Raw genomic sequence first — 19,183 nt, 5'->3', positions numbered from 1 at the left:
CGTAGAGTTATAGTTAATCGGTATTTGATCTTATTTTTATTTTGGCTATACTGGCGGCTAATCAAGTTTTGATTATCCATTTATTGGCGTATGTCATGGCATGACTACGAGGAGATCTCATGAATCGCAGACATTTTATGTTAGCGACGCCTACTATAGCCTTAGGCTCGTTAACTCTACCCCATTCTTCTTTGGCCGCACCCTTGGCCATTCATTCCCAAACTCAGCTTGTCAGTCGCAATGGCACTGGCCCACGTATTGTAATTTGCGGGGGTGGCTGGGGTGGTATGACAGCAGCCCGCTATTTAAAACAACTCATTCCCACAGCAGACGTGGTTTTACTCGAACGTAATCCCACCTTCTGGTCCGGGCCCATGAGCAACAAGTGGCTTATTGATATCGTGAACACCGATTTTGTTAATCACGATATGCTAGATCCCGCCAACAAATACGGCTACACCCTAATTAATACCGAGGTCAATGCCATCGAGCGCGACAAGAAAATTGTACGCACTACCCATGGCATGCTGGATTATGATTTTTTAATTTTGTCGGGTGGTATTCGAAATGCTTACGAGGCATGGTTTGGCAATGACACAGTGGCGGCCGAATACACCCGCAAACATTTCCCTAATGCGTATATTCCTAATGCGGAAATGTTTGCTTTAAAAAACAAACTTAAAAATTTTAAAGGTGGCACGATTGTGATGACACTACCGCCACCTCCACATCGTTGTCCACCATCGCCCTATGAACGTGCCTGTTTAATGGCATGGCATATAAAGAAAAATAAAATCCCAGGCAAAATTATTATCTTAGACCCCAAGCCCAATATTGCACCTATTGGCGAGGGCTATAGATCGGCTTTCGAAGAACTATACCCAGACATCATTACCCATGTGCCTAACGCTGTGGTGAAAGAAGTCGACCCATTTAACAAGCACATTAAAACAGCTGCGGGCGATTTTGATTTTGATGATGCTGTACTTATGCCGCCCCATCAAGCCGCAGATATGGTGCGATACGCCGACTTAATTGGCGTAGGTCCAGATGGTAAGCCTACCGGTTGGGCTGATATTCACCCCCGCTACTTCACCGCAAATGGCGATGATAATGTCTATGTGGTGGGTGACTCCATGGGCTTTATTTCAGACCAGTTTGGTCACTATCCAAAAAGTGCTCATGTGGCTCATGCTATTGCAAAAATCGTATCTCAAAATATCGCTGAACGTGTTGCAGACAAAGAGGTAGTACCTGTCTTACCTGATAACCTCTGCTACATGATGGTCAACGCCGATCCCCAAGAGGAAATTTCGGTGAAATTTGAATACGAGCTAGATCCCAACGGTAAAGTCCTCCAAACCCAAATCGATATGGATGTACGTACCGGCGATCTAGTTAAAGACGACTTCAACTGGATCAAGAGCCGCTTTGATGACTTCCTCTAAATTTTCTAGCCCTCATTTTACACAACGCCGCCAAGTGCTGAGCTTAGCCGTAGTGGGTTTTGCGACCTTGGCTTTGCCTACCCGCTTGCATGCAAACAATGTAGTGCAGCAGCTTTTACAAGCCGCTAGTCCCGCCGAGGTGAAAGCCCAAGTGGATGCCTTTTTACAGGGAGCCACCCCAAACAAGACTGGGCTCAAGCTACAACTGCCTACTTTAGGGGACAACCCTGCTGCGGTGCCTGTCAAAGTCATATTTGATTTGCCCATTTCTCGTGATTTGTATTGCGAAGAGCTCATCATCTTGGCCGAACGCAACCCCAAACCCTTAGCCTGCCGCTTTCAATTTACACCTGCGGGGGGAACGACTGAAGTGGCTGTGCGATTACGCCTTATCGAGTCACAAACCATACAAGCTCTTGCTCGAATGAGTGATGGACAATACTTAGTTGCTCAACAAGCCATTACCGTTACGGCGGGTGGCTGCGGCATGTAAGGAGGCAACCCATGAGTAAACCCCGTATTTGGATTAGTAATGCCTCACCCAAACAAGGCGAAATTGTGCGTGTGCGAGCATTAATTGAACACCGTATGGAAAGTGGTTTTAGGCAAAATGCCGATGGTAGTGCTATTTCACGCAATATCATCCATACCTTTAAAGCGCACCTAAATGACGAGTTGCTTTTTAGTTGGTTTCCTGAAACCGCTATTTCGCAAAATCCCTACATAGAGTTCACTTTTATAGCATTTGCCTCTGGCGAATTACTACTCACATGGGAAGACGACGACGGTGAGATCATACAAGGCAGCACGGAACTCACTCTAAGCGCCTAAATGGACTGCAAACCATCCAACACACCGTTTAACTGCTTTACTTTTACTACCTATTCTTATGAAACCATATACTACTTTGGCATACAAAGTGGTGGGAATCATGGTGTTTGCGTTCGCTACAGCTGCCTCAGCGCAGTCAACAGCGCGTACATTTGATGTGAGCGTATTGGCGGCTGCCTGTGCTAACTGCCACGGCCCCGCTGGTCGCTCCACCACAGCCATTCCCTCGCTAGCCGGCCAGCCTGAGGCCCATTTACGCCAACAGCTGCACGCATTCAAAAACAACCCTCCCGCTCATACCACGGTAATGAACCGTTTGGTAGCAGATTTGAGTGATGAACAACTGAGTGCCTTAGCACACTATTTTTCTGAAATAGACCCAGCCACTAAAGCAGGAGTAGCGCCATGAGTTCCATTACGAATCCTAAACGACGTCAATGGTTACAAGGGCTTGGCTGCAGTGCTGTGGCAGGGGCTGCTTTAATCTCTGCACCTAGCTTAGCCCAAAGCCCTAATTACCGTATTGTTATTGTGGGTGGTGGTTTTGGTGGTGCGACGGCTGCCCGCTATATCAAACAGCGCTTACCTCAGGCCGAGGTTAGCCTCATTGAGCCGCACGCACACTACTACACCTGTCCGTTTAGTAATTTATACCTAGGTGGTTTAAAAACATTTGACGAAATAGGTCATGATTTTTCTAACCTAGAGGCTCAAGGCATTCGTATTATCTCAGACGTAGCCACAGCCGTAGATACCGAGCGAAAAAGCGTACATTTGGCCAAGCACGCGGCGGTAAGTTACGACAAGCTGCTTTTAGCCCCTGGTATTGACATGAAATGGAATGCCTTAGAAGGCTATGACGAAGCCGCTAGCTTACGGGCTCCGCATGCTTGGAAGACTGGCCCCCAAACCCAACTGCTAAAAAAGCAGCTTGAAGCCATGCCCGATGGCGGTCTGTTTATTTTAGTAGCACCAGAAAACCCTTTTCGTTGCCCTCCTGGGCCCTACGAACGCGTCAGTATGATTGCTCACTATTTTAAACAGCATAAACCTCGCTCTAAAATACTGATCTTAGACGCAAAAGATGCGTTTTCTAAGCAAGCTTTATTTCAACAAGGTTGGGAGCAACATTATGGGTCAATGATCGAATGGGTTCCTTTTTCTCAAGACGGTAAAGTGATCCGTGTTGATGCCACTCAGCTGCAAGTCGAAACCGAGTTTGGCACCGTGCATCAGGCCGATGTGCTTAATGTAATTCCGCCCCAACAAGCCGGAGCGATTGCCATACAAGCCGGCGTAACAGATAACAGTGGGTGGGCCCCCATTCATGCAAGCAGCTTTGAATCCCAACAAGTGGCTGATGTGTATGTGGTAGGAGATGCCAGCATTGCTTCACCCATGCCCAAATCCGGATTTTCGGCGAATGCCCAAGCCAAGATAGCTGCCACGGCTATGGTCAATGACTTGCTCGGTCTAGATCCAGTGCAGGCTTTTTATGCCAATACATGCTACAGCTTGATTGCTCCGCAGCATGGCATTTCAGTGGCGAACGCCTATGTAGCCGATGAAACGCAGGTAATAGAAACATCAGGGGGAGTAAGCCCTTTAGATGCTTCTGCTGAATTTAGGCAAAAAGAAGCCGACTACGGTGCAGCCTGGTATAAAGCTATCACCCAAGACATTTGGAACTCTCCCTTAGCTAAGGCTCAATAAAGTGGATACGCCGCATTCTTTATCTCTGCTATTAGGACTTAGTATTGGTTTGGTTTTTGGCGTAACAGCACAGATCACGGGGTTTTGTTTTTACCGTGGTCTTAAACAACGCTGGAGTCACCGAGAAGGCGTTCAGTTGCCTAGTTTTGCTTTGGCATTGAGTGTAGCCATACTAGGTACGCAGCTTAGTGCAGCCTTGGGCTGGGTTGATCTAAGCCAGTCCACTTATCGCAGCCCTACCTTTTCCTGGTTGTTACTGCCGTTAGGTGGTGTCTTGTTTGGGTATGGAATGGCTTTAGCAAATGGCTGTGGTGCACGTGCCCTAGTTCTGCTTGGTCAAGGCAATTTACGATCGCTAGTGGTTTTAGGCAGTTTGGGCATTACAGCACTGATGACACTGACCGGACTCATTGCGCCTTTACGTCATGCTGTAAGCGCAGCCACTGCTGTGCAACTCAAGCAAAACAGTCTCAGTCTTTTGCCTTGGTCATGGCTATGGATAGCTTTGCTTGTTGTGCTTTTATTGGGATATGTCTGGCGTGCCCCGGCTACACCTACTCGAAACCGTGATTTGATTGGCGCTGCTGTGATAGGTTTATTAATCACTTTAGGCTGGCTAAGCACGGGCTGGTGGGGTGCAGACCCGTTTGACCCCCAACCTTTAAGCTCGCTCAGTTTTGTGGTGCCTGTAGGCCAAAGCATCCAATACAGCATGTTGGCTACAGGAATGGAGGCAAAATTTGCTTTGTTAGTGGTGCTAGGCTTAGTCCTAGGGTCGCTAGGTAGCGCTTTAGTACGTGGCCGTTTTCAATGGGAAGGTTTTACTAATACAGCACAGTTAGCACGCGCGATTGTGGGCGGTGCACTGATGGGAATAGGAGGTGTATTTGCAGTGGGATGCACCATAGGCCAAGGTCTAAGCGGTATTTCCACCTTGGCCTATAGCTCAATGCTGAGCTTAGCCTGCATTGCCCTAGGCGCATGGTTGCATCAACTGGGCTCAACCTCCTCGTCTGCATAAATAATGGAGACCCCTGCAGCGCTCAGGGGCTGCTTTAAGCCGCGCCTGAGTCGCTTAGGTGGTTTCCTACTGCGAGCGGATTGACTGCACCCCCAAAAGCTAAGCAGGCTCTACCCGTACACCCTGCTCTGCAAACACCTCTTGAGCCACTCGTAGTGCATTTAAAGCACGGGGAAAGCCCACATAAGGAATTAAATGCATAATACAGCCTACGATTTCCTTGGGGCTCAGACCTACATTTAAACCCGTTACTACGTGCATACCGATTTGAGGTGTGCCTTGGGCAACCAAAGCAGAAATAGTGGTTAGCACTTTTTGCTTGTTGTCTAAGCCAGGTCGATCATAAACATCACCAAAAGCAAACTCCACCACCCAACGCTCTAAGTCAGGTGCTACGTCTTTAAAACCGGCACCAATATCCATGTGACCAGTTTCGTTGTCTGGCGTGGGCACAGTAAGCTCTTTGAGTTTATTCAACCCTTTCTGGTATTTATCACTTGTCATCGTTCTTATCACTAAAAATGGTCCAAACCTAGATCTTAACAAATGCCTCATCCACTGAATACATCCTGCTGCTGCGGTGCTTATTACAGCAACCTGTTCAAAAACAATAAATAATTATTTGAAATCAGCGTAAGGCGTTAAGGCATCTAAGCCTAAAGGCAAACTACCTTGCCACGGCTCAAAGGTATAACGTAAATACAGCATGCCACGGCTAGGTGCGTAATCTTTGCTGTGTTGCAAGTCCAAACCAGCCCCCAGCACCCAATGTTTATTTAAACGACGCTCTACCCCACCACTGAGGGTGTAACCTAAACCACGACTGGTTTCACCTTGATGATTTTTAGCACTAGATAAAGACGCCCCACCTTCAATGACAAAAGACCAATTTGCAGTCCGTTTTGCATAACGCACGGGCAAAGAAATGGAGTTGTACTGTTTAGGGCTGTAATAGCCTCCTTCTGTGAAGCCATAGCCACCCAAGCCTTTTTGGTAGCGCCAGTGCATAGCATTCACACCCACTGACAATAACTCGTTATTTTTATTAATCAAACGACGATAATATCCACCCATCGCGCGGCTACGTTGATTGGTTTGTACATTTTTACCTTTAAGCACATGATGACTTAAATCAGCCCAGACACCATTGGCTTCGCCCTGATCCCAGCTTAGACTTAATGCAGCGCCGGTAGCCATAACGCCGCCCCATTTCACTCCAGTACCTATGTCTTTAATGCCTGCAAAAGACAACACAGAATTAGACATAGGACGTCGCGATGCCGTGATGCGCCACCCTGTAGAACGCCAGCTCCCAGAATAGCTCAGACCACCGCTCCAACTAGAAACAGGGAAACCTAAAGGAGTGGTGCCTAAATCAAAGCTTAGGTCTTTGCTCGCCCAACCAATTGCAACACTAGTGCCTTGAGCTCGTTGTTTAAAACCGTCTTTACACGCAGCGGTTGTGCCTGAAGCGCAAGTGCCTAATTCCCCGCGATAAACACCATCGGCATCAGGCCCGAGTCGGCCCGCATCCATACGCACATGATCGGCCCTAATAAAAGCACTGCCATGTTTAATGGGGTAGTTTGCTTGCACAATGGTGGTATTCGCTGTGAGCTCTGAAATGCCCGGCGTACCGTCACGACGCCACCAATGGTCATTATGAATACGAATGGTGGGGTTTTGTTGTTGATAGAGGGCATCGGCTTCAGTGCGTAAACCCCGCGCTAGCCAGTCGTCATTGTCCTCTAAGCGCATAGCGCGTGTAAAAGCCACATCATCACGCTCCGGTTGCAAAGCCTCTGCGGGCAACAAGTTGGCCGCGACCATACCTTGGGCATACCAATTCAAGGCATCTTGAGGGGGCTTAGCTGCCGCTTGCCACGAACGGGCCAAAGCCCTATAGCTACTCGCTGATAAAGGCTCCATCGTTTGCACCGTTTGGTATGCCTGAATGGAGCGCTCAAACGCCCCCGTTTCATAGTACCACTCTGCTAATTGTAACAAGGCACCACTATAGGGTGGTTGCTGCTGCTCTAATAACGCAATGGCTTGCGCTGTATCGCCTTGCTCATACCGATGTTGCGCCTCGGCCAACGTTAAGGCTTGCTGCACCCGTTGCTCTAGTTCATGCATGGGTTCAGTCCACAAGGCCAGCTCTACCTCGCGCAATGCTTTTAGCGCACGCTGGCCTTGATCTAATGAGGTTAACAACAGTGCGTAGGCATACTGAGTGGCGACCTCGCCTTTATGTAATAAGTGATGCTCCCTGAATGCGCCCAGCGCTTCTTCTGGACGCCCCTGATCGCGTAGCGCCACGGCTAAGGCATAACTACGCCATGCATTAGCCAAGTCCATTTGCTGTCCCTGACGCATCAAAACAATGGCGTGTTCCCACTGTTCGGCCTGTTGAGCCTGGGTAATACGCTCATCCAAAAGCGCTAATTCATAATGGCGTAATGCTTGGCGCAGCACGGGTTGTTTTTGCATTGTAGCTGGCAACTGTTTAAGTATCTCTATACTTTGCGTTGGAGCAAACTGATCGGCATAGGCCACCACGCCCCGCTGTACGGACTCATTAAACGGCTCTAAACGAATGGCTTTTTGATAGTAGTGCCAAGCGTGTTCATTATTGCCTTGAGCTAAGTGCGTACGCCCTAGCCCCAATAAAGCAAAAATATTAGTGGGCTCACGTTGATAAGCCTGCTGATAAAGCTGTTGGGCTTTGGTCCATTGCTCGTGATCGGCTGCTTCTGCGGCATCACTCAGCACTAACCACAACCTAGTCGCATTGGCTAAACTGACCCAGCGTGATTTACGATCAGCTTCTTGCTCAGTCGTTATGGCACGCTCAAAGTAGTGCAGCGCTTGAGGACGATTGCCTAACCTTAAATACGCCAAACCAACTGCCCCTATTAGCTCTACATCCTTGGGGTACTTGCCTAAAGCCTGTTGCAACTGCGTCAACGCCTTTGTTGGATTTTGTTCAGCCTCAATCGAGACCAGCCCCGCTTGACCAGCACGCCAAGCCGGATCATCCAGCCGGACTTGTTGGGTAGCAATTATCTCTTGCGCTCGTGTTTGAAAAGTAGGTAAATCGCTATAGCGCTGCAAAAAACTCTGCCATAAGACTTGGCTGTGATCACTCAGAGCTAAGCGGCTTAGGTACTCATACTCCCGATTAGCAGCCCACTGTCGCTCCGTACTTCTTTCTGCCAGTTGATGCAAATAATGCAAGGCAGCGTCGGGGTTATTTTCTGCAAAAGAATAACTCACTAAACTACGTAACAAACCCACATGACGTGGAAACTTCTGCAGTGAGCGCTCTAAGGCTTTAATAGCGGTCGTGTAATCTGCTGTTTGGCCTACCCGTATCTGCCAGTATTCTTGTGCTAGCTCTGGCGTAGGGTATCGGCCTTGAAGCAATCGATCATAGCGTTCTCGCGCCTCAACATACTGCCCAGCGCGCGCTAATAAACGTGCTTGTGCCAGCTCGACTTCCTGTTTGGGGTCAGTCAGCCTCATCAGTAAATTAGCATCAGCGTACTCCTCTGAGCTGGGTGCTGACTGCTGCAACTGAGCAAGTTTAGCTTGAGCTTGCTCAAGCTGATCTAAGCGAAGCGCCAATCGCAATTCGGCCAAAAGCCCTTGGGGGTGTTGGGGGCTAACGCGATATAAACGCTGAACGGCATCGTTAACAATGTCATCCCTAAATAGCGCCTCACCTTGTTTAATTTGATGAATTAACTGCTGCTCAGCAGCACTAACAGGAACAGCCCACACCGGCCGAGCTAACTCCACACTGACTAATAAGCCTGCCAGTAAAGGCACTAATGTATATTGACGCATTGACAGTCCACCCAGTATGGAATCACATGCCCTTCGGCATCAAAAACATAACGCTGTTCTTCCCACCCTTGACCAAATAAATACAACATGAAATTGTAGTAACCCAGTTGATCCCACTGTACGTCTTTTAAACGCGCAGCTTGGGCGGCACCAAAATCAGTAGATTTAAATAAGGGCAACAACGCAGCAGAAAAGCCAATAGGCCCAGGTCCTGTGGCTGCGCCGTCACTAACTTGAACTCGCTCTGCTGGCAGCCCCTGATAATCTAAATATGGTAAAGCCTGTTTAAAATGTTGTTGTAATAGCTCAGCTTGCGGGCTAGACGCTAAGGTCCCTATCCATAAATACACTCGAATTGCGTCATAGCTTCCTATTTGTTCGGCCTCAGAAGCATACGTCCAGTGGTGATCTTGCCAAGTCACCCAATCCGGTGCCACACCCAATGGCGCTGTGTGGATAAGAAAATCGGGCAAACGCTGGGCAAGCTCTTTCCATACACTCTGTGGTAAAGCGTGCTGCGCGCGCCATACCAATTGGGGTGGCACATAGCTTGGATTTAAACGCCATGTGCCTTCCTTATTAAATCCGAATTTTCCGGGCAATAATACTGGCCCAAACGCAGGAAGCTCTACAATTTCCTCATTGGCAATACGCTGCAATAACAAATGACCTAAAACGGTATAGTGACGCTCTTGCCACAAACGCCCAGCTTCGAGCAAGGTATAAGCGATCCATAAATCAGAATCTGAAGCGGAGTTGTGATCCAGTACGCCCCATTGTTCAGCCTCGGTTCGCCCCCATAACCATGCGGGCAAATAAGCCGCTAAGTCGCCACGCGCTAAGTTGTCCTCAGTCCATTTAACCAAACGCCTGAACAAGGTTTTATCGTTTTGAATTAAGGCAAAAAACAACGCATAACTTTGTCCTTCTGAGGTCGTAATATGCCGCGCATCAGAAAAATCAATCACACGCCCTTCAGCACTAATCATTTGCTGCTGAAAGTGCTCCCAAGCCGGCCACGAGACGGCACAAGAAGCACTTGGCTGGGCCTGCAGCCAGCTGCTGCCACATAGCACGCCTGCTAACACTAAGCGCTTAATCATCCTGATCTAAGCGCTTGCGCGCTACTTGACGTAATAGCCTCCATAAAATCAAGGCAACTACTAAGACGAGCACAAAAGCGATGCCGCTAAGTAGCAAGGGTTTATCAGATAAGTAGTACCAAAGCTTTTTCCACCATTCCAAATGACCGACATAATAGGTAGACCCTACATGTTGAGCGGCTACGCCAGAGTCCCGTATCAACACCACCGACCCATCCATTACCGCTCGTTTGCCTGAAGAAGCCAACGCTTCGCGTAAAAGCTGCACGTCCTCATCCGTAGTAGCTAATAAGCCCACAATACTGCGTTGAGGAAAGTGCTCCGACTGCAAGCCAACCAGTGCAGCCATGGGTGCTAAAGCACGGATACGCACCAATGACTGTGCCTCGGCCTCGGCTTTTTCTAACAGCATCAGGTTCTCTTTACGTTTTTTATCGCTGTAATTCGTAGTGGACTGGCGCAACCCGTTTTCTGTGTCTTGCATAAGCAAGTTAGCATCGGGCCGCACCTTGATGGCTTCTGGTAAATCGCCGAGCAGTAAGATATCCGCATCCTGTTGGCTTGCCTGTTCCCAATCTGACATCACACGCAGTTTCAGTGCTGGGTACCCGATCTGCGCCCCCATATGACTGAGGGTTTCCAAAAAAGCACTAACTTGCAGCGCAGACGGTTTTTCAGGGACTACTGCAATGGTTTCAGAGAGATCGGCCATCCGGCTAAAAGGAAAAGCACTACTGGCAAAGACCCGTAAATTAGGCATGGCAATATAATGCGAATACCCAGAAAAATCCAAGACAGAGTGCTCATCAATGGCCGCACGAATATCAATGGGTAACAGGGTCTGACACGTGCCCTGCTGTGCACTGCCTAAAGTACTGGCATAAGAAAAATCAAAATGGATGGTGTTATTGGAACCAATTTTGAGTGCAGGCAACAAGATTTTTTCATCTTCTAAAGAGGTTTCATTACCGCGTAACGGCAAACGTAACTGAGTAAATGCTCCTTGCTCATCTGAGGATTTAAGTAAATAACTAGCAATGTATTGGTTATTTAAACTGAGCGTCAGGCGTGATTCATCACTAGACCTAGGTGCAACATAACGATAATTCAGCTCCATGGGTATGCCGTTATTGCCCCAGACAAACAAGTCAGGCGGTAAGTTAATCGTTAAATCGATAGGTTTAGGCATCAGACCCGATACCTCTAACTGCTCAGGATAAGAACTTAACTCAGAAAAACGCACTGGCCGATTGGTCGCAACCCAATTCGGCGCGTCATACGGTTGACGTGGTACTTCCTCAATGACGGAATCAATACTTACGCTACGACCTCTAAACAGCGAATTTCCAATCGCTAATGCGGAGGCCGCCGTGACTAAATCGGCTTCATCCCGCCCCAAAATCAATAGTATTTTATAAGTGTCATCATTGGGGGCAGCCATCAGCTCTACAGTAGGCTCGGTGACGGCTGGGTAGTTTTTAATAAAATCAGGCCTGGAGTCATTGGTGGCAAACACCACGGCATGATGCTGTGGCAAGGTGTTATACGACACAGGAAAACTCAAGTCTCGCCACTGCGCCTCTTTGCCAAAATAAGAAGCTAAGATAGCGCTAGCTTGTAGCTCAGTGCTGTTAGGCGCTTGTGCAAACACGAACGGAATGGTTTGCTTGTCCATATCGCCCGAATCAAAAAACGGTTCGGGGAAAAAAGCTAGGTCATTGGCTAAAGGCAATTGCTCTTGGTTAACAGTGATCCGTGTCTCTCGACTAATATCTAACCACAAAGAGCTATGGGCCAAGTCTTCACACACATCCGTATAGTGCCCAACAAACTCTAAACGAACCCGATTAAAGCGTGTCATTAGCAACGGATCCAATGGCACTTTACGGGCAATTTTTTGGCCTAAAAGTTCGTTTTCTACATTAACCACCCCCATGAGTTCATCATTTAAATACACCCTTAGGTGGGAAAGCGTTGGCAATAACGTCGGTGAGGGGGTGAAGACCAAGTCCAGCTCTGCACTATTGACTACTTGGTCTCGTCGCAAGGTGAACTCTAGGTCTTGCGCGTTGCGCATACCAAAAAGTTTAAAACTATTCCCCTGGGCTAACTGATGCAAGCCAAAAACATCGTGGCGCATAGCCGTATGCACGGGTGGTTCTGCAGGTGGTTTTATTAATAAAGGCACCGACTCTATGTAATCCTGAGCCACTACCCCGTAACTGGCACACAGTGCTGTAATTAGCGCCATACTGCTTTTATATAATTTATTTTTCATATCTATTTACCGGATGCGCGCGAGGAACAAAAGATCCCAGCCATAAGAATGCATTTGCTACCCCTTTTAAAACCCAACTGAAGGGAAATGGCATATAAACAGCCAATCGCTGATAGCCCACTAAGCTCAGTTTGATCACATCACCAAAACTGGACATAGGTCGATCCAAAGTGAATGATTGACCAGCGGTAATCCATGCATCTAAACGTGCAAAAGTACATTGCACAAAATCAATTTGCTGCTGCAAAGTTAAATCGTTTAAATACAAGCCCAACGCCGTGTCAGTGCGTCTGACCACGACGGCAGGAAAAACACACTCACGCGCCCCTTGAGGCAACAACAACGACACGGTCTCACCCACTACAAACGAGACAGGCCCATTTAAACGTAACGCTACACCCGAGTCGGAGTAATCTTTCATGGTGGCGGCATATGCTCTGCCATCTGCTGCCATCACATGCACAGGCATAGAGGCTGCTACCCGATGACTTTGTCGTACCTGACGGCTTTCAGCAGCTACGGCTACTGCCCCTCCCAGCACAATCAGGTTGTAAAGCACCCACAGCAAGGTAACTATGACGGTTATTTTTTCATTATCAGGCCCGTGCACAAACCGCAAAATTCCGAACCCCACCCCAATAAGATTGAGCAAGACCAACACCATATAGGGCAAGGCGATTTTCCAATCAAAATAACTTTTATTGACTAGCCCGCCCTTGGCTGTCACATTAAATGTTCCTTTGCTAGGCGCAAACAACGCTACGGTAGTAGGCCAGGCGATATACCAAGACAAAACGGTTTCATAGATTTCACCCCAAAAAGATCGCCTATAAGTGCCTTGCATAACAGAGTTCGTTAACGCAGCGTGCATCATATGTGGCAACACGTACAACATAATGACCAGCGCAGGCGCATAAATAATATAGGCATGAAACACTAAGAACGATAAGGGAGCCGTCAGGTAAATAAGACGCGGGATACCTGCTAGAAAATGCAACATGGCATTGGTATAGCAAATGCGTTGGAAAAAGGTTAACCCTTTACCAAACAACGGATTATCGGTGCGGAAAATCTGCACCATACCGCGCGCCCATCGAATGCGTTGACCTATATGTGCCGATAAGCTTTCGGTTGCTAAACCTGCAGCCAGAGGAATACGCACATAAGCAGAGTTAAAGCCTTTACGGTGTAAGCGCAACGCTGTGTGCGCGTCCTCGGTAACCGTTTCTACGGCAAACCCACCTATGCTTTCTACTGCGCTACGCCGTAATAGAGCACAGGAGCCACAGAAAAAAGCCGCATTCCATAAATCGTTTCCAGTCTGAATTAGCCCATAAAACAAGCTATTTTCATTAGGTTTGGTGCCAAAATGATTTAAGTTTCGCTCAAACGGATCGGGCGAGAAAAAATGATGCGGCGTTTGCACCAATGCCAATTTTTTATCTCGTAAAAACCACCCCACCGTTAATTGTAAAAAAGCGCGGGATGGCACATGATCACAATCAAAAATAGCAATTAAATCCCCGTCTGTTTTGGTTAAGGCGTGATTTAAATTTCCCGCTTTGGCATGGCGGCCATCAGGACGAGTGAGGTAGTTAATGCCAACTTGGTCAGCAAACTCTTTAAAAGCAGGACGTCGGCCATCGTCTAACAAATGAATGCGTAGCTTGTCTTTGGGCCAGTCCATGCCTAAAGCAGCATAAACAGTAGGCCTCACCACACTTAACTCCTCGTTGTACGTTGGAATCATTAAATCCACTGTGGGCCACTGCGCTGTATTTTTGGGTAGCGATGCAACTTGACGCGGTAAAGGCCAAGCCGTTTGTATATACCCTAAAAGCAATACCGTCCAAGAATAGGTTTCTGCAGCCAATAAAATCAAACCAAAAAAAATGTCTTTGCTGTCGCTCCAGTTCAAGGTAGAGGTATAACGCCACCAAATATATCGGCCCGACACCATCAAAGACAACACAATCAGCATTAAGGTAGAAAACCGACCTGATACGTCCCGAATCACTAACGCCGTGCACCACAACAGCACCACAAACACTAACTGAGATAAAAGATTAAAAGGCTGTGTGATGAGCAGTAATGCAAGAATAAACACTACGCTGAGGACAATGCCCCACGCTAGCTTTTGAGACCAAACCATTCTGGATTGCAAAGCACTACGTTCCGAGTTTGGCGAAACTTTTGTCGGCAAAAAAGGCTGAGCTCTTTGTTTTAGCCAAACAAAAAACTGATCACGACGCACATTAATAGCCCCATACACAGCACGCAACCCATGGACTGGGCTAATCCGTATACGCGACTGATACGGCAAGCGCCATAAGCACAACCACATTGTTTGTAAAACATAACGTACTGGGTCTGCGGGTTGATAAGGCCGCTGCTGCAAGTGCGTAAACCAAGGAGCATAACGCGTCTTAACGCTTTGCCAAGCCGGCCCCTCTAAGCGTAAGAAAATATAGCTCAAGCCCAACAATAATAAAAAAAACGAGGTAGTCAGCGCACCCATTTGACGCTGATAACGGCATCGAACGTAACCCTGTCGTCCAGCTTGATAAAGGGGCTCAGAAATAAAGCAGCGTGCTAAGTACTTAATCATCACCCTTTCCTTAACTATGATGCGTTAAACACCACGTTGCTACGCTTTGCATACTTTGGGCAGCTGAACTCTCAGGAAAATACGTAGTCGCTGGCATTTTATGCCCTAAGGCCTCGTTTATATGTGCATCCACATGTAAATTCACCGGGACTAAACGAGAGCGGTAGCGTTGCTGCCAGTCAACTAATACGGCTTCATTAGCAGCAAAAGTCGGATTATGAGCATTAACCAAAATATGGGTTTGATTCAGCCACGCATATTGACCTAACAAAATATGCGCAGCCATATCTGGCTCAACCACTAGCAAATGCAAGGTGCTTGCTTCGTATAACGTATCAAAGCCCGTTTTATGCGCAGGAAGATCGAATAAAACCCATTGCGGCAGCCCTTCTACTGTTCGTAATTGCTGAGGCAACGCCGCTACCCAATGCCGTAGAACCTGCTCATCTAGATCACGCTGGGCTAAGGCATGGCGTCCATAGGGAAGCACCCAAAGCAACGGATCAACCTGGTAGGTCTGATCCATCCATGCTAGAGGAGTATCAGCCACCGCGGCCCAACCATGAGGCGCGGCACAAGGAATATTAAAGTGCAAGCGCAATAGATCAGACTCATTCAAATCAATGACCAGCACGGATTGTTTTAAACGACGCAAACTATCTGCCAACATGGCGGTGACACTGGTCGTCCCTGTACCACCCCGTAGCCCAGAAAGAACAATAATAGAGCGCTTCATGTGGACTCCTCTTGTGACCAAGCATGCCACTCCGCCAATAAAGGCCACTGTTTTAAAGCGTGTTGCCATGCTTCTTGCGCCATCATGTCTTCGTAATGGAAATCGTCGGTATGCAAGTACTGAGCTAATGCTTGAATACCATCGTCAGTTTGAATTAGGGGTTTGGACTGCTCACTCATTGCTGATACCTCAACCAATTTTTGCCATCTAAACGCACGTATGAGACGCCCTCGGACTGCATCACTACCGTGCCCTCATTTTCAGAAACCACTGCCGTTTGCTGCAGGTCTGTAGTCAGTTTTTGCCAATCAATGTGCTCCTCATCAAAAACGGACTGCTCCATAAGCCGTGAAACTAACTCGGCAACAGCTAAAAAACTGGTGGGCTCTTGAATTTGTACGGTCGGATTAGCTCCAGTGCTTTTTTCGCCAATAAGGCGTACACCTACAGGTACATGCGTAATGCTTGTTGTAGGTATTTCTCGCAGGCCTGAAATTTGCATTTTGTCGCCTTGAAGCGCTGCGCCATGCTCAGGAATAAATACCACTATGGCCTTTCGTCCACTACGCTCCAGCTGATCCATAAAACTGTCGAGCTCATCTAATAAGCGTTGAGCACGGCTAGCGTAAGGCGCACTCCGACCACCTCCATCTGCAGTCGCCTCACGATTACCATCATGCAAAGTAATGCTGTTATAGAGCAGCGCCGCTGGCTGAGTTTTAGCCTTGTCCTTTTGCCTGTCTAGCCACAGGTTTAACGTCTCGTAGTCACTCCAAATTGGTGAGTGATCAAAGCCGCGTAGCACTGGACTGAGTTGGGTCGGCACTAAGGGCTCAGCAAATGCCCCTTCACTAGTAATGTCTTCAATGAAATTTTGGAATTGACCGTTGTGATTTAAGACCGCTTCAGTATCAAACCCCAAAGCGGCTAAGCTTGAAAATAAAGAGCACTGCTTGTCCGCAGGCTCGTATAAATCCGTATGCGCTGACTGACCACAATTCGCACGCATTAAGCGGGAAACCGCTGGACCACTATAGGAAGTTGCTGAGTTAAAGTTCTCAAACATCACATCCATTTTTTTAAAAAGCGGATGCTGGTTTAAACCCACGGACTCAAGGTCGCTCCAAGAGAGCGAGCAAATATTTAAAAGCAGCAGATCGAAGGGTATATCTGCCGCCAATGACTCAAAATTCACCTGTCGCTGTTTTTCAAATTGGTAAAACTGCTCAAGCTTGGCGTTTAAAAGCGCATTGATAGAAGTAGAGTTGGTTTTATTAGAAACAGGCGCTGCATTGGTTATTTGTGTATCAGTAGTTGGGGCGGCAGCGCTATGCACTACCTGGGTCCACTGTAATTGAGGCAATATCACGCCCCCCCATTGCGTGAACGCAATACCTACCAAAGCTAATACAGTAAAGGTGGTGACACGCAGCCATTGTGCTAAAAATAAATAAGCCACTAACAGCACAAAAGCAAAAGCCACCCAATCCCAATTAATAAAGCGTCCTACTAATTCCATTAAATACGCATTGGAAAACTCAAGTACCTCAGGTTGCTCTACAAGCCGGCGAATTGGTGGCAACCAAGAGTCGTAATACAGTAAAGCTACCCCTGCCGGTATGGCTACTATCGCTCGCAAACGATGCAACCAAAGCGGGCCCAAAGGCACCAGCAGCGCTGCTGCAAACAAACTGTTATAGAGCAAGTGAAAGTTAATATAACCACCCCAATACAACCCAAATTTGGCTATAAAATAGAAATTCCACGCCCCTAGACCACGCCACACTAAAAAAGGCCGTTTGGTGGCAATGTTAGGGTGATAACTTGTTTTAATATCCATACGTTTTTGCTCAATCTTGGCAAAATACATATTGCCGTTTATACGTTTTGTGCCACTTGATGATCCGAATGAGCATTTAATAAGCGCTCATGCTCCTAAGCATCCCCAGACAAGAACAACAAAAAGCCTGCTACTGCCCCTAGAAAAAAGTCATAACTACTGAAATAGCTGTGCGTTAAGTATTGCGAATTGGTTTAAGAACGGGCTGAAACACCTGATGCAAGCGTGTCATCGGTAACGTGGTCGTTGGCATCGCAATGGTCTCATCGGACTCACGCCTTAGCTTTTCTAACGCCTGTTGCACATCACTGGCTAAGAACAATATCTGGTGCTTGATCACTACTTCTGCAGGAGGTAATCGTAGTAACCGCTCTAAAGCGACATTTACCAAAGCAGGCTCACATTCAAATAAAAACACATAGACACACTTCGCTGTGGCACAGACCACATCTCCCTCGCGCTGCATTTGAATTTGAGCTAACAACTGCCAGGTAGATAAGCTGTCAACTGGCGTCAATAACACTAAGCTGCCGTGCTGCTCTTGAGCATCGGATAAGCCATACACGTTTTCTAGATACGCCACAAAATCTGGGATCGCAAGCTCACCTCGTATGGCTTGGGCTTGTACAGCCTGCAGAGCTTGGTCTAAATCATGAGTGAGTTGGAAATAATCGGGCTGCGCATGCAGTATTTCTAATAAATTAAAAAACCGTGCCAAATCAACTTTAGGAATAACTAAAGAACATCCACTTAATGTCAGTAGCTCAACCTCCGAACGCCTTAATGCTTGGGCTCCTGTTTCCACTACCACTAAACGCACGCTTTGTTGACGCTGTTGCCGTAGGTAATACAACGTACGCGCTAATTCCTCTAAGTCTTGATGGTGCTCTAACGCAAACACTAAAGCAGAGTTAGGCTCGCTCAGCCCTTTTTCTACTAATGCCGCCCACGATGCTACCCACTCATAGTGTTCGCGCCCCACCAATGCTAACGGGTTTGCAATGCTATTTTGTAAGAAAACCGTTGGGTGTGTGGCTGCTAAGGACTGAGCGGTTTGAGGTAAATCAGTAGCTAGCAAATGCTCGGCTTGCCCATTAAGCTGAAATAGAGCTTGTCCAAATACCCCAAGCTCATTACGCCAGTGCCAAACTAGATACTCCATTTCTAGCTGTGCATTTTTTTGTAAAAAAGCGAGCCCCGCAAGAAATTTACTATAAGGCGTTAAACGTTGAGTTAAGGAGGCCACCTCGGCCCCATACCCCACTACCACCATTACACATTGGTTTTTTTCTACCCAATTACGCCATTTTGTTAGTATTGACTCGGCATTAAGCAGCCAATCCTTGGGTTTTGTAATAGGCATAACCAAAATAATCAGCCGTGCTTTAGGTTGGGCGGCACGATCTAGTTGTTTTGTCAGCACCAACATGTCATCAGGAGAATGACCACGTACCTGATAACTGCGAATCTCTATGGGTTCGGAGGAATCCATTGAGTTATACGCTAGCATTTCATCCAACCGTGAGTCGGCTAAAAGAAGCATGCGGGTCTTGGGTGGAGCAGTAGCTATTGTTTTCCCAGCTAACCACTCGGCCTCTGTTTGGCTAGAAACACCAGTCCAATACACAGACCCTGAGCGCACCTGTTTGTACTCTTGGGGCACCGCGGCTAAGCCTAACCCGCAGCTTACTAAGTAGTTGTTGGGGTTAATTGTCATGTTCTCCCTTCACAATGAAGCAGAGTAATTACATTTAGA

The 19,183-nt window shown here is 47.5% G+C and carries 15 protein-coding genes; 6 read left to right on the top strand and 9 right to left on the bottom strand.

What is annotated here, in order from left to right; all coding sequences use genetic code 11:
• The first annotated feature begins 119 nt into the window (after positions 1 to 119).
• Genes ACBP46_RS04845 through ACBP46_RS04820 form a run of 6 tightly spaced genes read left to right on the top strand, consistent with a single transcriptional unit; the run spans position 120 to position 5,013 of the window.
• Complete coding sequence (locus ACBP46_RS04845; protein ID WP_371015617.1) at positions 120 to 1,448, top strand: FAD-dependent oxidoreductase; 1,329 nt, start codon at positions 120 to 122, stop codon at positions 1,446 to 1,448.
• A complete protein-coding gene (locus ACBP46_RS04840; RefSeq protein ID WP_371015616.1) occupies positions 1,435 to 1,941 on the top strand; it encodes a thiosulfate oxidation carrier protein SoxY in 507 nt (168 codons plus the stop codon). Before ACBP46_RS04845 ends, ACBP46_RS04840 begins: the two co-directional genes overlap by 14 nt.
• Positions 1,942 to 1,952: 11 nt before the next feature.
• Positions 1,953 to 2,279, top strand: coding sequence for a thiosulfate oxidation carrier complex protein SoxZ (soxZ, locus tag ACBP46_RS04835; protein WP_371015615.1), 327 nt, complete (start codon positions 1,953 to 1,955; stop codon positions 2,277 to 2,279).
• 58 nt (positions 2,280 to 2,337) lie between these two features.
• Positions 2,338 to 2,688, top strand: coding sequence for a c-type cytochrome (locus tag ACBP46_RS04830; protein WP_371015614.1), 351 nt, complete (start codon positions 2,338 to 2,340; stop codon positions 2,686 to 2,688).
• On the top strand, positions 2,685 to 3,992 hold the full coding sequence (locus ACBP46_RS04825) for an NAD(P)/FAD-dependent oxidoreductase (RefSeq protein ID WP_371015613.1): 1,308 nt from the start codon (positions 2,685 to 2,687) through the stop codon (positions 3,990 to 3,992). Before ACBP46_RS04830 ends, ACBP46_RS04825 begins: the two co-directional genes overlap by 4 nt.
• 1 nt (position 3,993) lies before the next feature.
• The gene (locus ACBP46_RS04820; RefSeq protein ID WP_371015612.1) at positions 3,994 to 5,013 is read left to right on the top strand and encodes a YeeE/YedE family protein; all 1,020 of its coding nucleotides are present in this window, start codon (positions 3,994 to 3,996) and stop codon (positions 5,011 to 5,013) included.
• 99 nt (positions 5,014 to 5,112) lie between these two features.
• On the opposite strand, the gene ACBP46_RS04815 is transcribed toward ACBP46_RS04820, so the two are convergent.
• The 9 genes from ACBP46_RS04815 to ACBP46_RS04775 form a co-directional block, all read right to left on the bottom strand.
• The gene (locus ACBP46_RS04815; protein WP_371015611.1) at positions 5,113 to 5,517 is read right to left on the bottom strand and encodes a carboxymuconolactone decarboxylase family protein; all 405 of its coding nucleotides are present in this window, start codon (positions 5,515 to 5,517) and stop codon (positions 5,113 to 5,115) included.
• A gap of 114 nt (positions 5,518 to 5,631) precedes the next feature.
• Positions 5,632 to 8,862, bottom strand: coding sequence for a cellulose synthase subunit BcsC-related outer membrane protein (locus ACBP46_RS04810; RefSeq protein ID WP_371015610.1), 3,231 nt, complete (start codon positions 8,860 to 8,862; stop codon positions 5,632 to 5,634).
• Positions 8,844 to 9,965, bottom strand: a complete 1,122-nt coding sequence (gene bcsZ, locus ACBP46_RS04805) for a cellulose synthase complex periplasmic endoglucanase BcsZ (protein ID WP_371015609.1) — start codon at positions 9,963 to 9,965, stop codon at positions 8,844 to 8,846. Before bcsZ ends, ACBP46_RS04810 begins: the two co-directional genes overlap by 19 nt.
• Positions 9,958 to 12,243: a cellulose biosynthesis cyclic di-GMP-binding regulatory protein BcsB gene (gene bcsB / locus ACBP46_RS04800; RefSeq protein WP_371015608.1), complete on the bottom strand. Its 2,286-nt coding sequence runs from the start codon at positions 12,241 to 12,243 to the stop codon at positions 9,958 to 9,960. Before bcsB ends, bcsZ begins: the two co-directional genes overlap by 8 nt.
• Positions 12,233 to 14,851, bottom strand: a complete 2,619-nt coding sequence (gene bcsA / locus ACBP46_RS04795) for a UDP-forming cellulose synthase catalytic subunit (protein WP_371015607.1) — start codon at positions 14,849 to 14,851, stop codon at positions 12,233 to 12,235. The genes bcsB and bcsA overlap by 11 nt, the downstream gene beginning before the upstream one ends.
• Before the next feature lie 10 nt (positions 14,852 to 14,861).
• Positions 14,862 to 15,587, bottom strand: a complete 726-nt coding sequence (gene bcsQ / locus ACBP46_RS04790; RefSeq protein ID WP_371015606.1) for a cellulose biosynthesis protein BcsQ — start codon at positions 15,585 to 15,587, stop codon at positions 14,862 to 14,864.
• Positions 15,584 to 15,766, bottom strand: coding sequence for a BcsR/BcsP family cellulose biosynthesis protein (gene bcsR, locus ACBP46_RS04785; RefSeq protein ID WP_371015605.1), 183 nt, complete (start codon positions 15,764 to 15,766; stop codon positions 15,584 to 15,586). The genes bcsQ and bcsR overlap by 4 nt, the downstream gene beginning before the upstream one ends.
• Positions 15,763 to 17,427: a cellulose biosynthesis protein BcsG gene (gene bcsG / locus ACBP46_RS04780; RefSeq protein WP_371015604.1), complete on the bottom strand. Its 1,665-nt coding sequence runs from the start codon at positions 17,425 to 17,427 to the stop codon at positions 15,763 to 15,765. Before bcsG ends, bcsR begins: the two co-directional genes overlap by 4 nt.
• A 175-nt stretch (positions 17,428 to 17,602) precedes the next feature.
• Positions 17,603 to 19,144 (bottom strand): BcsE family c-di-GMP-binding protein, encoded by a 1,542-nt coding sequence (locus ACBP46_RS04775; RefSeq protein ID WP_371015603.1) that lies wholly within the window; start codon positions 19,142 to 19,144, stop codon positions 17,603 to 17,605.
• Positions 19,145 to 19,183: the final 39 nt, after the last annotated feature.

The organism is Paenalcaligenes hominis (assembly GCF_041359055.1).
Lineage (GTDB): Bacteria > Pseudomonadota > Gammaproteobacteria > Burkholderiales > Burkholderiaceae_B > Paenalcaligenes > Paenalcaligenes hominis_A.
The sequence above is the reverse complement of the archived record's forward strand: the minus strand, read 5'-3'. Positions and strand labels throughout refer to the sequence as shown.